The organism is Actinopolyspora mortivallis (assembly GCF_003001495.1).
GTDB lineage: Bacteria > Actinomycetota > Actinomycetes > Mycobacteriales > Pseudonocardiaceae > Actinopolyspora > Actinopolyspora mortivallis_A.
In genome coordinates this window covers 144,762-157,425 of the sequence record NZ_PVSR01000004.1, presented here as the reverse complement: position 1 = coordinate 157,425, position 12,664 = coordinate 144,762, and the positions used below count along the sequence as shown (strand labels likewise).

11 protein-coding genes are annotated in these 12,664 nt (G+C 69.0%); 10 read left to right on the top strand and 1 reads right to left on the bottom strand.

The genetic code is table 11. The features are described from left to right. Window positions 1-79: 79 nt before the first annotated feature. Both murC and CEP50_RS05665 read left to right on the top strand, forming a co-directional pair. Entirely contained in the window at window positions 80-1,477 is a 1,398-nt protein-coding gene (murC, locus tag CEP50_RS05670; protein WP_374957086.1) for a UDP-N-acetylmuramate--L-alanine ligase, read from the top strand. Further along, window positions 1,474-2,214, top strand: a complete 741-nt coding sequence (locus CEP50_RS05665; protein WP_106112855.1) for a cell division protein FtsQ/DivIB — start codon at window positions 1,474-1,476, stop codon at window positions 2,212-2,214. The genes murC and CEP50_RS05665 overlap by 4 nt, the downstream gene beginning before the upstream one ends. Before the next feature lie 72 nt (window positions 2,215-2,286). Here the strand turns inward: CEP50_RS05665 and CEP50_RS05660 are convergent, their stop codons facing one another. After that, window positions 2,287-2,958 (bottom strand): spermidine synthase, encoded by a 672-nt coding sequence (locus CEP50_RS05660; protein WP_258174876.1) that lies wholly within the window; start codon window positions 2,956-2,958, stop codon window positions 2,287-2,289. Window positions 2,959-3,431: 473 nt separating this feature from the next. Between CEP50_RS05660 and ftsZ the strand changes: the two genes are divergently transcribed. The 8 genes from ftsZ (at window position 3,432) to ileS (ending at window position 12,567) form a co-directional block, all read left to right on the top strand. Then, on the top strand, window positions 3,432-4,934 hold the full coding sequence (ftsZ, locus tag CEP50_RS05655) for a cell division protein FtsZ (protein WP_106112923.1): 1,503 nt from the start codon (window positions 3,432-3,434) through the stop codon (window positions 4,932-4,934). A 115-nt stretch (window positions 4,935-5,049) separates the two neighbouring features. Continuing rightward, window positions 5,050-5,772 carry a peptidoglycan editing factor PgeF gene (pgeF, locus tag CEP50_RS05650; RefSeq protein WP_106112853.1) on the top strand — a complete coding sequence of 241 codons (723 nt, stop codon included), beginning with the start codon at window positions 5,050-5,052 and terminating at the stop codon, window positions 5,770-5,772. Then, window positions 5,769-6,512: a YggS family pyridoxal phosphate-dependent enzyme gene (locus CEP50_RS05645; RefSeq protein WP_106112852.1), complete on the top strand. Its 744-nt coding sequence runs from the start codon at window positions 5,769-5,771 to the stop codon at window positions 6,510-6,512. The genes pgeF and CEP50_RS05645 overlap by 4 nt, the downstream gene beginning before the upstream one ends. Window positions 6,513-6,573: 61 nt before the next feature. Then, on the top strand, window positions 6,574-7,191 hold the full coding sequence (locus CEP50_RS05640) for a cell division protein SepF (protein WP_106112851.1): 618 nt from the start codon (window positions 6,574-6,576) through the stop codon (window positions 7,189-7,191). Between the two features lie 19 nt (window positions 7,192-7,210). Next, window positions 7,211-7,495 (top strand): YggT family protein, encoded by a 285-nt coding sequence (locus tag CEP50_RS05635; RefSeq protein WP_181188228.1) that lies wholly within the window; start codon window positions 7,211-7,213, stop codon window positions 7,493-7,495. A gap of 46 nt (window positions 7,496-7,541) precedes the next feature. Beyond that, a complete protein-coding gene (gene wag31 / locus CEP50_RS05630) occupies window positions 7,542-8,396 on the top strand; it encodes a DivIVA-like cell division protein Wag31 (protein WP_106112850.1) in 855 nt (284 codons plus the stop codon). 111 nt (window positions 8,397-8,507) lie between these two features. Continuing rightward, window positions 8,508-9,032: a hypothetical protein gene (locus CEP50_RS05625; RefSeq protein WP_106112849.1), complete on the top strand. Its 525-nt coding sequence runs from the start codon at window positions 8,508-8,510 to the stop codon at window positions 9,030-9,032. 355 nt (window positions 9,033-9,387) lie between these two features. Then, on the top strand, window positions 9,388-12,567 hold the full coding sequence (gene ileS / locus CEP50_RS05620; RefSeq protein WP_106112848.1) for an isoleucine--tRNA ligase: 3,180 nt from the start codon (window positions 9,388-9,390) through the stop codon (window positions 12,565-12,567). Window positions 12,568-12,664 lie beyond the last annotated feature (97 nt).

The window sequence follows — 12,664 nt, the reverse complement described above, 5'->3', positions numbered from 1 at the left end:
TTCGTCGACACGACAGTCCTCCCCCGCCGGGGAGGAACTGCTCCGTCGGGTGCATCTGGTCGGTATCGGAGGGGCCGGGATGAGCGGTATCGCCCGCATCCTGCTGGCCCGGGGGCAGTCCGTCTCCGGATCGGACGCCCGGGACTCCCGGACCGTGCTGGCACTGCGCACGCAGGGCGCGCTGATCGGGATCGGTCACCACGAGGACAACCTGGACCAGCACGGGCGAGAACCGAGTGCCGTGGTCGTGTCCACGGCCATCGACACGGACAACCCCGAGCTGCGTGCCGCGCGTGAACGCGGGATTCCCGTGCTGGGCAGGGCCGAGGCGCTCGCCGCGTTGATGCGGGGGCACCGGGTCGCCTGCGTGACGGGCACCCACGGCAAGACCTCGACGACCTCGATGCTCACCGTCGCCCTGCAACACTGCAAACTCGACCCCTCCTTCGCCATCGGAGGCGACCTCAACGATTCCGGGGCCAACGCCCACCACGGTGAGGGGGGCGTCTTCGTCGCCGAGGCGGACGAGAGCGACGGGTCCTTCCTGGAGTTCTCCCCCGAAGTGGCTGTGGTGACCAATGTGGAGGCCGACCACCTGGACCACCACGGAAGCACCGAGGCCTACACGGGGGTGTTCGAGCGGTTCCTCGAACGCGTCGGGCCCGGGGGTGTGCTGATCGCGGGCGTCGACGACCCCGGAGCGGCGTTGCTGGCCGACCGCGCCGAGCGACAGGGACTGCGGGTGCGCCGGTACGGTACCGACGTGACCGGGGAGTCGGACGCGCTGATCGCCGCTTACCGTTCCGGCCACGGCCGGGGTTCGGTGGAACTGCGCCTGCGGGTGGAGGACCGCCCCCGGTCGGTGGAGCTGGAGGTCTCCGTCCCGGGGGAGCACATGGCCGGCAACGCGGTCGCCGCCCTGTTGGCCGGTCTCGAACTGGGGGCCCCGTTGGAGGGGCTCGTGGAGGGGTTGGCCGCTTTCGGTGGGGTGCGTCGTCGTTTCGAGTTCAAGGGACGGGCCGACGGGGTCCGGGTCTACGACGACTACGCGCACCATCCGACCGAGGTGCGGGCCCAGCTGCGCGCTGCCCGTACCGAAGTGGACTCGGGCAGGATGGTGGTGGTCTTCCAACCCCATCTGTTCTCGCGCACGGCCGCCTTCGCCGAGGAGTTCGCGCGGGAACTGGCCGTGGCCGACGAGCTGGTCGTGCTCGACGTCTACGGAGCCAGGGAGCAGCCCAGGCCGGGTGTGTCCGGAGCGTTGATCGCCGATGCCGTGCCGCTGCCCGCGGAGCGGGTGCACTACGAGCCGTCGATCACCGAAGTGGCCCCACTGGTGGCCGGACTGGTTCGGCCGGGTGACGTCGTGCTGACCATGGGTGCGGGGGACGTGACCATGCTCGCCCCGGAGATTCTGGCCGAGATCGACAACCGCTCGGCGGGCACCGCCGTACCGGACGGTTCGGACCCCTCATGAGGGAGTCGACGACGCGGGAGTCTCCCGGCGGACCCCGTGAGCGGGGACGCCGTGGGCAGGCGGAACCCCGGCGGAGGTTCCGAGCGGGACGGTGGATCGTTCTCGTCCTGCTCGGTGTGGTGACGGTGGCGGCGGTGCTCGTCTTCTTCACCCCGGTGTTCGGCGTTCGTTCGGTACAGGTGCGTGGTACCGAGGTGCTCGGTTCCGACCGCGTGCGTCAGGTGGCCTCCGTCGAGGAGGGGACCCCCTTGGCACGGGTGGACCGGGACGGGATCCGGCGGAGGCTGAACGAGCTGCCCCGCGTGGATTCCGTGCGGATCCGGTTGGTGTGGCCCTCGACCGTGAGCATCCGTCTCGTCGAGCGTGAACCGCTTCTCGTCGAACGGACTCCGGAGGGGGTCCGCCTGGTCGACGACGACGCCGTCTCCTTCCCCTCCTCGGCCCAGCCTCCCGGTGACCTCCCGGAGCTGCGGCTGTCCGGGGAGGACACGGAGAGGGCGCGGCGTGCGGCCGTGGCCGCCTTCACCTCTCTGGACGAGCGGGTGCGTGCTCAGGTGCGGATCGTGGAGTTCGTCCCCTCGGCGGGGGTGCGGATGTCGCTGACGGAGGACCGCACCGTCGAGTGGGGCGGCCCCGAGAAGTCGGCGCTCAAGGCGGCGATACTTCCCGTCCTGCTCACCCGGGAGGGAAACACCTACGACGTGACCAGTACGGAGCTGCCCACGGTCTCCCCGTGACCGGGGGCGTCCGCGCCCCGGACCCCCGAGGCCGTCGAGCCGACCGTGGAGCGCACCGGTCGGAGGTCGCTCTCATCGGTGGCCCAGGTAGAGGTGGTACTCGGTCTCCGTCGTTCCCAGTTTCACCGGAATCTCCCGGTGGTCCACCCGGTCGAACACCGTCCGCATGGTCGCGGCCAGCTCCGGTGCCGGTGCCGCCGACCAGACCGCCAGGACCCCGGAGGGGCGCAGGGTGGAGCGGCACTCGGTGAGGAACCACCCGTCGTACACGGTGGAGTTCGCGGAGTGGACGAGGTAACCGGGTCCGTTGTCCACGTCGAGCAGTACGACGTCCAGGCTCTCCTCCCGTTGGGAGGAGACCAGGGCGGTCACGTCCTCGGAAACCAGGTGCGCCCGTTCGTCGAAGCGGTCCGAAGCGAGCTCCGGGACCAAGCCCTGGCGGAACCATTCGACCACCGCGGGTTCCAGCTCGGCCACCAGCACCCTGTCCACGCGGGGGTTGGCCAGTACCTCGTGCAGGGTGAAACCCAGTCCCAGCCCTCCCACCAGCACAGCCAGCGGGCGGTTCTCCTCGGTGGCGGCGGCCGGTGCCTCCAGCGCGACACGGGCGAGTTCGCGTTCGCTGGCGGTGTGCAGTGTGTCCATGACGAACACCCCGTTCACCCGCAGTTCCAGCGCTCCGTTCTCCCGTCGCAGCAGGACGGTCTCCCCTCGGGGTGAGGTCGCGCTCGCGACCCGTCGCACGGTCACGGTCCTTTCCCCTCCCTGTCGTGCGTGGCGGGTACGATTCTCCTCCCGTCGGTCTTCGGCAGTGCCGGGTGGCCTTCGTGTTCCTGACGATCCGACCGAACCGGACATCGACCACGGTGGACTTCGCTCGGTGCGTGGTACTTCGCGGTACGGTGTGCACCGTGGTCGTGATACGGCGGAATGAATGCGTTCGAGGTGTCGTGGGTGGAGAGCGGGCGCTTCCCGGAATCCGGGAGGGTACTCGTGGCGGGAACCTCCGGACGACACGCGACGGGCGACACCGGCGTGCCTGCTGGACTCGACCCGACCGCGGTACCTAACGTCCGATCACGTACGAGGTTGACGCCAGCCAACCACGTAGCCGTTGATCGGCGACACGACCATGGGGCGCCAACCGGCGTCCGCGAACAGGACCGTCAGGTCCACCACAGCGAGCGCTTCAGCCACGACCAGGAAGGCGGATGACGATGACGCCCCCGCACAACTATCTCGCGGTGATCAAAGTCGTCGGCATCGGTGGCGGCGGTGTAAACGCCGTGAATCGGATGATCGAGGTCGGGCTCAAAGGCGTCGAGTTCATCGCGGTGAACACCGACGCACAGGCCCTCCTGATGTCGGATGCCGACGTCAAACTCGATATCGGCCGTGAGCTGACGCGCGGACTCGGCGCGGGTGCGGCACCCGACGTGGGATATCAGGCGGCCGATGACCACAAGGACGAGATCGAGGAGGTGCTCAAGGGCGCCGACATGGTCTTCGTCACCGCGGGGGAAGGTGGTGGCACGGGGACCGGCGGTGCTCCGGTGATCGCCTCGGTGGCACGCAAACTGGGGGCTCTGACGATCGGTGTCGTCACCCGTCCGTTCTCCTTCGAGGGCAAACGCAGGGCCACCCAGGCGGAACAGGGCATCAAGGACCTGCGCGACGAGTGCGACACGCTGATCGTCATCCCGAACGACCGTCTGTTGCAGCTCGGCGACATCGGCGTCAGCCTCATGGACGCCTTCCGTTCCGCGGACGAGGTCCTGCTCTCCGGTGTCCAGGGCATCACCGACCTGATCACCACCCCCGGGCTGATCAACCTCGACTTCGCCGACGTGAAGAGCGTCATGTCGGACGCGGGCAGTGCCCTGATGGGCATCGGTTCCGCCCGGGGAGAGGGCAGAGCGGTGGAAGCCGCGCAGAAGGCGATCAACTCGCCGCTGCTGGAGGCTTCCATGGAAGGGGCACACGGTGTGCTGCTGGCCATCGCGGGCGGTTCCGATCTCGGACTGTTCGAGATCAACGAGTCGGCGTCCCTGGTGCAGGAGTCCGCGCATCCCGAGGCCAACATCATTTTCGGTACGGTGATCGACGACTCGCTCGGTGACGAGGTGCGGGTGACGGTGATCGCCGCCGGTTTCGACGCGGGAGCCCCCACACACAAGAAGCTGGATCCGGACAAGGTCGGTTCGCGTGCCGACTCGGAGGACGCGGTCGCGGGCCGGGGACAGGTGGTCGAGGGACAGGCCGAGCCGGTGCAGCCCGAGGGAAGCGTCCGGCAGGAGACCGAGCAGCCCGTCGGCTCCTCCGCGGCAACCGGTGACTCCGAGCAGGGAGTCCGTTCCGCGAACGCGAACGCCGGCACTCAGCCGACGGGGGAGTCCGAGCGTGGCGGAACGTTCGGTGCCTTCCGTTCCCCCTCGACCGGTTCCGGTGAGGAGCGTCCGGCCGGAGCGGCTTCGGAGCAGACCGAGTCCCAGTTCGGTTCCGCCGAACAGCGTTCCACCCAGCACGTCGCCGGTCCGATCGGCACCGACGGTTCCACCATCTCCGGTGAGCAGCACGGTGGTGGAGTGCCTCCGCGGAACACGGGGGGACACACGGCCAGCGGCGGCGGTCTCGGTGGTTCGCTGCTCGGTCGTTCGCGGAACCAGAACGACGACGACAACGACGACGAGGTGGATATTCCGCCGTTCATGCGGCGATAGTCACTGAGGTGCTCCTCCGCCGAGCGGGTGCGGGACAATGGGGTTTCGTGACGGCGCCGTCGTCGGTGAGCGGCGCCTCGCGAGCAGTACCGCGAGCACTCGGGGAGGGCTTGTCTTGCTGATACGTCGTGTCGTCACGACCAGGGAGGGTGGGCGTTCCGCCCCACCCTTCGACTCGTTCAATCTGGGGGGCGGCCTCGGCGACGACCCGCAGGCCCTGGCCGCGAACCGGGCCAGGCTCGCCCGGGGGATCGGGATCCCCGAAGACCGCTTCGTGTGGATGGAACAGGTCCACGGCAGAACGGCCACCTCGGTGGACGGTCCCCGGGAGAAACCCGTGGAGGTCACCGACGCCCTCGTGACCGCGGTGCCGCGACTGCCGCTGGTGGTGCTGACCGCGGACTGCGTTCCGGTCCTGCTGGGCGATCCGGTGGCCGGTGTGGTCGCCGCCGTGCACGCGGGCCGCGTGGGGGCACGGGTGGGAGTGCTGGTCTCCGCCCTGCGGGAGATGACCGCCGCCGGAGCCCGGATAGAGCGTGTCGAGGCGTTGCTCGGGCCGGCGGTGTGCGGGGACTGCTACGAGGTTCCCGCCGAGATGCGCGACGAGGTGGAACGGGCCCTGCCGGGAAGCGCCACCAGCAGCCGGGCGGGTGCTCCCGCCCTGGACCTGCGGGCGGGCCTGTGGGAGCAGCTGGCCGCGGCGGGAGTGGCCAGGATCGGTCGGGACCCACGCTGCACCATCGAGTCCCCCGAGTTGTTCAGCCATCGCCGTGACGGCGGCCGGACGGGCAGAATCGCCTCCGTCGTGTGGTCCGAACCGGAAGGGACAACCGAGTGAGTGACGGGGACACCGGGCGACGTCGTGCCGAGCTGGCCGAGGCGCTGCGGCAGGTGCGGGAAAGGATCGATCGGGCCTGTGCCGCCGCCGGACGTCCTCCCGAGGAGGTCGAGCTGCTCGCGGTGACCAAGACCTTCCCCGCCGAGGACGCGGCGCTGCTGGCGGACCTGGGTGTGGTCGATCTCGCGGAGAACAGGGACCAGGAGGCCCGGGCCAAGGTGGAGAAGTTCTCCGAGCTGAGGCCGCGTTCCGGGGTACGTTGGCACATGGTGGGACAGTTGCAGCGGAACAAGGCCCGCTCGGTGGCCCGTTGGGCCGACGTCGTGGAGTCGGTGGACAGTGGGCGACTCGCCGAGACACTGCGGCGCGCCGTGGCGAACGCTCTCGACGCGGGGGAGAGGTCCGACCCGCTGGACGTGTTGCTGCAGGTGAATCTTGACCAGCGTACCGATCGGGGCGGATGTGCTCCAGAAGATCTCCCCGAATTGGCGGAAATCGTGACGCGAATGTGTGAGATTCGACTCCGTGGTGTTATGGCTGTCGCCCCGTTGGGCGAAGATCCCAATGTGGCGTTCGCCACCCTTTCGGAGATTTCCGAGCGGCTCCGGCGGGACTTCCCCGACGCTCTGCACCTGTCGGCAGGGATGAGCGCGGACCTGGAGAGTGCGATAGCCCACGGTGCCACTCGGGTGCGTGTCGGAACGGCCTTGCTCGGCGGGCGCCGGTTAGTCTCGCCGTGAGCCACCGAGCGGGTCGAAGCTCTGCCGTCGCTGTACCTTTCGCGGAGGAAGGGGCTTGCCGATGAGTAAGCTACACAAGCTGAAGGCGTACTTCGGCATGGTCCCGGCCGAAGAAGTCGACGAGTACGGCGAAGCGCGGGATGGTTACGAGTCGGACTACGACGCGTACGACGCGCCCGAGGACCGTGTCGGGGGAAGCCGTCGGTTCTCCGGTGCGCGTGGCGCTTCCCAGGACGAGGAACACGAGGATGACAACGAGGACGAGCCGCGCCCCCGCATGGGGCGCGGGCGCAGGCAGTGGGCGAGCGAGGCCCCGGTACGTGGTTCGCTGGCCGTGGACCCGAACCTGGAACAGACCCCACGGTTGCGCGCGGTGACCGACACGGGCAGTCACTACAGCCTGAGCCGGATCACGACCCTGCACCCGCGTAGTTACAGTGAGGCGCGGACCATCGGCGAACAGTACCGCGACGGTACTCCGGTGATCATGAACCTGACGGAGATGGACGAGGCGGACGCCAAGCGGCTGGTGGACTTCGCCGCCGGGCTGGCCTTCGCGATGCGGGGATCCATCGAGAAGGTGACCAACCGCGTGTTCTTGCTCTCACCTCCCAACGTCGATGTCGCCGCCGAGGACAAGCGGCGCCTCGCCGAAGGGGCCTTTTTCAATTACGGGTGAGTGGTGGCAGAGTTGAGCTGTGCAATTGGCCCTGATCGTTCTGTACTATCTGCTGTTCTTCTTCTGGTTGCTCCTCATCGGCCGTATAGTGGTGGAGCTCGTTCGCGCGTTCGCTCGCGACTGGCGCCCCGGTGGTGGGGTTGCAATCGTGCTGGAGACCATCTACACAGTGACCGACCCACCCGTACGCTTGGTGCGTCGGGTGATCCCGACGATCCGGATAGGCAACGTCGGGTTGGACTTGTCCATTATGGTGCTGCTGCTGGTCGTGTACATCCTGATGCGACTGGCTCAACCCGGGTAACGGGGAACCCGGTGACTCGCAGCCGAGGAGTGCGTGAGGTGATCTTGTGGGCCTGACCCCCGCTGACGTTCATAACGTGGCGTTCAGCAAACCTCCGATCGGCAAGCGCGGCTACAACGAGGACGAGGTGGACGCCTTCCTCGATCTCGTCGAGGCCGAACTTGCGCGGCTCGTGGAGGAGAACGGCGACCTGCGTAACCAGGTCGAGCAGTTGGAGGCGCAACTGCAGTCCGCTCGTTCCGACCTCGACGAGGCCCGTAGCCAGCCCGCGCCGGCTCCGGAGGCGGGCGCCTCGGCCGCGGCCACGAGCTCCGAGGAACCCCGTCGTCTGCAGCCCGTGCCGCCCCCGGCTGCTTCCGAACAGACCTCGCCCGGTGGTGACCAGCACGTGCAGGCGGCCAAGGTGCTGGGGTTGGCCCAGGAGATGGCCGACCGACTGACCGGCGAGGCCAAGACCGAGTCCGACAACATGCTCTCGGAGGCCCGCACCAAGTCGGAGCAGTTGCTGTCCGACGCGCGGACCAAGGCCGACAGCATGGTCAACGACGCGCGCAGCAGAGCCGAGACGATGCTCAACGACGCGCGCAGCAGGGCCGAGACCCTGGAACGCCAGGCACGTGAGAAGGCGGCGGGGCTGGAGCGCGACGCGCAGCACAAGCACGCCGAGGTGATGGGCAACATCACCCAGGAGAAGAACGCGCTGGAGAAGAAGATCGAGGCGCTGCGCACCTTCGAGCGCGAGTACCGGTCACGGTTGCAGAGCTACCTGGAGTCCCAGCTGCGTGAGTTGCAGGAGCACGGTTCGGCAGCCCCGACGGAGAGCTCCGGTGGGGCCAGAGCCGCCGGACAGCAGCAGAGCGGTGGTTACAACTTCGGCGCCCGTGCCGCGGAGGCAGGCTGACCCCGTCAACGTGTCGGGCAGTGCGTGACGCGAGCACTGCCCGCTCGTTGACCCTCGGGGATCCCCGCGCGGCGCGGGTGTGCCCGTAGCCGACCGAAAGCGTGGACGTCCGTGTTGCTGATCGTGCTCCTTCTCCTGCTGGTCGCGGCGGGGGTGTTGGTTCTCGCCGTGTCCGTCGGCCTCGCCCAGTGGGCCTGGCTCACGGTGCTGCTGTGCGCTGTGGCCGGTTTCGTGCTGCTGGTGGCCCGCAGGCGGGACCGGGCGCGGGCGAGCGGCCGGCGGGAGGGCGAGGCCACCGAGCGGCCCGGTTCCTCCGACGGGGAGCCCGGTGCGGTCGTTGTCGGGCAGGAGGACGATCGGGAAGAGGGCGAACCCGTCGCCGAGCCCGTGCCGGATCCGGAGACCGAGCCTCCGGAACAGCACACCGACGCCGCCGACGCGCTGCTGGTCGCCGAGTCCGGCATCGAGGTCCTCGTGATCGACGAGCGGCCTCGGTACCACCTGGACTCCTGTCCGTGGGTGGGACGCAGGTCCACGGTCCCCCTGCCCGCCCACGAGGCCAGGGAGCTGGGGTTCACCCCCTGTTCGGTGTGCCGGCCCGACCACTCGATCGCGCAGCGGGAACGCTCCCGCTGAGGGGAAGCGGCCACGGTGGTGTTCGTGCTCTGTTCACCCCCGTGGGTGGCGTGTTTCCCCGGTGCGAAACCGACTGGCGAGCACCCGCTATGCTGGTGCCAACGGCGTTGATCCGGCCATCACCGGGGAGCCTCCGGAAGAACGGGTGGAGTCCACCTCAGTAGAACCGGACGGGTAGGCCCGTGACAGCCGTGAAGGAGTGGCCGCGCACCTCGCGTGCGTGGCAAACGGGGTGGTACCGCGGTACGCGAGTGTCCCTGTGCCCGGGGCTCGCCGTGTCGTCCCCGTGCGGGTGCCGTCCGACCGGTGCCCGGCGAGGAGGAACCACGACACACTCGCGAGGAGCGCATCCGCGATGGCTTACCCGAAGGTCCCGTTCAACGGTGCGAGTTCCGAGGACCCCGAGCAGGCGGGGACCGTGGCCGCCCAGCCGTCCTTCCCCGCCGTCGAACGCGAGGTACTGGACTTCTGGAGGCGTGACGACACGTTCCGGGACAGCGTTCGGTCCAGGCAGGCGGGTGTCAACGGCGCCAACGAGTTCGTCTTCTACGACGGTCCCCCGTTCGCCAACGGTCTGCCCCACTACGGACACCTGCTGACCGGCTACGTCAAGGACGCGATCCCGCGTTACAAGACCATGCGTGGCTACCGGGTCGAGCGCAGGTTCGGATGGGACTGCCACGGCCTGCCCGCCGAGGTGGAGGCCGAGAAGCAGCTCGGCATCAACACGAAGTCCGAGATCGAGTCCATGGGCATCGCCGAGTTCAACGAGGCCTGCCGCTCCTCGGTACTGCACTACACCGACGAGTGGCAGGACTACGTCACACGGCAGGCCCGGTGGGTGGACTTCGCCAACGACTACAAGACGCTGGACCTGGACTACATGGAAAGCGTCATGTGGGCGTTCAAGCGTCTCTGGGACAAGGGACTCGTCTACAACGGGTTCCGGGTGCTCTGGTACTGCTGGCGCTGCGAGACCCCCCTGTCCAACACCGAGACCCGGATGGACGACGTCTACCGGCAGCGCCAGGACCCGGCCGTGACCGTGGGGCTGCGCCTGTACGCCGAGGGGAAGTCCTTCGACGGGGCTCACGCGCTGGTCTGGACGACCACCCCGTGGACGCTGCCGTCCAACCTGGCCGCGGCGGTGCACCCCGACGTCGAGTACGTGCTGGTGCGTCCGCCCGAGAGCGAGCGCCGGTACGTCCTGGCCGCCGACCGGCTCGGTGCGTACTCGCGTGAACTCGGCGGTGAGGACGCCGAGGTGCTGGACCGCTTTCCGGGAAGCGAGCTGCTCGGGGCCGGTTACGAGCCCCCCTTCGACTTCTTCCTCGGCAGGCCGAACGCCCACCGGGTGCTGGAGGCCGACTACGTCACCACCGAGGACGGCACCGGCCTCGTCCACATCGCCCCCGCCTTCGGTGAGGAGGACAAGGTCGTCACCGACGCCGCCGGGATCGACCCGGTCGTGCCGGTGGACGCGCACGGCCGGTTCACCGAGGAAGTGGCCCCGTACCAGGGGCAGCAGGTCTTCGAGGCGAACAAGCGGATCATCCGGGACCTCAAGGACGCGGGGCTGCTGCTGCGGCACGAGACCTACGACCACCCGTACCCGCACTGCTGGCGCTGCGACAACGCGCTGATCCAGCGGGCCGTCTCGTCCTGGTTCGTCGCCGTGAGCCGGTTCAGGGACCGGATGGTCGAACTCAACCAGCGGATCGACTGGGTCCCCGAACACATCCGCGACGGGCAGTTCGGCAAGTGGCTGGAGAACGCCAGGGACTGGAACATCTCGCGGAACCGCTACTGGGGTTCGCCCATCCCGGTGTGGGTCTCCGACGATCCGGACCACCCGCGCACGGACGTCTACGGCTCGCTGGACGAACTGGAGGCCGACTTCGGGGTACGCCCGAGCGACCTGCACCGTCCGAACATCGACGAGCTGACGCGGCCGAACCCGGACGACCCCACGGGCAGGTCCACCATGCGCCGGGTCCCGGACGTGCTGGACTGCTGGTTCGAGTCCGGGGCCATGCCGTTCGCCCAGGTGCACTACCCGTTCGAGAACACCGAGTGGTTCGAGCACCACTACCCCGGTGATTTCATCGTGGAGTACAGCGGGCAGACCCGGGGATGGTTCTACACGCTGCACGTGCTGGCCACCGCCCTGTTCGACCGTCCGGCCTTCTCCCACGTGGTCGCCCACGGCATCGTGCTCGGACACGACGGACTGAAGATGTCCAAGTCCAAGCGCAACTACCCGGACGTGCGTGAGGTCTTCGAGCACGACGGTTCGGACGCGATGCGGTGGTTCCTGATGTCCAGCCCGGTGCTGCGGGGAGGCGACCTGGTCGTCACGGAGAAGGGCATCAAGGACGCTGTCCGGCAGGCCGTGCTTCCGTTGTGGAACTCCTGGTACTTCCTGGCGCTGTACGCCAACGCCGAGGGCCTGGAAGGGTCCTGGCGGACCGACAGCCGACACGTGCTCGACCGGTACGTGCTGGCCAAGACCCGGGACCTGGTCGAGGACGTGCAGTCCGCGTTGGACGCTTTCGACCCCGCCGGGGCCTGCGCCTCGGTCCGCGACTTCCTCGAAGTGCTGACCAACTGGTACGTCCGCCGTTCACGGGACCGCTTCTGGGCCGGGGACCGGGAGGCGGTCGACACCCTGCACACGGTCCTGGAGATCACCTGCCGGGTGCTCGCCCCGCTTCTTCCGTTGACCGCCGAGGCCGTCTGGCGTGGTCTGACCGGGGGTCGCTCGGTGCACCTGCAGGACTGGCCGGACGCCGAGTGCCTTCCCGGCGACGCCGAGCTGGTGCGGGCCATGGACAGTGTGCGGCGGGTGTGCTCCACCGCCCTGGGACTGCGCAAGTCGAACAAGCTTCGGGTGCGTCTGCCGTTGCGGCGGTTGACCGTGGCGATGCCCCGGGCGGAGGCGCTGCTCCCGTTCGTGGAGCTGATCCGGGACGAGGTCAACGTCAAGAACGTGGAACCCACCACGGACGTCGCGGCGCACGGGCACTTCGAGGTCTCGGTCAACGCCCGGGCCGCCGGTCCCCGCCTCGGCGGTGACGTGCAGAAGGTGATCAAAGCGGTCAAGTCCGGGGAGTGGACCCGGACCCCGAGCGGAGGGGTGTCGGCCGCGGGGATCGAGTTGCGCCCCGAGGAGTTCTCCGAGCACCTGGTGTCCACCGATCCCGGTGCCGCCGCCGCGCTGCCGGGCGGTGAGGGACTCGTGGTGCTGGACACCGAGGTGACCGCCGACCTCGCCGCCGAGGGGCTGGCCCGCGACGTGATCCGGGTGGCCCAACAGGCCAGGAGGGAGGCCGGGCTGGTGGTCTCCGACCGCATCGTGGCCACGATCGCGGCTCCCGCCGCCGTGCGCGAGGCGATCGAGGAGCACCGTTCGTTCATCGCCGGCGAGATCCTGGCCGACTCGCTGGAGCTGGTCGAGGAGTCCGGTGGTGAGGCCCTGGTCGGCACCGTGGGGGACAAGGACACCGAGATCGCCGTGTCGGTGACCCGGTCCTGAGCCCAGGACTGCGGCACCCCGAATGTGTGGCTCGGACGGGTGAGGTAGTTCTCCCGCACGAGGTGCCGCCGTCGTCTCCGTGGGGGCGTGTCCGGAG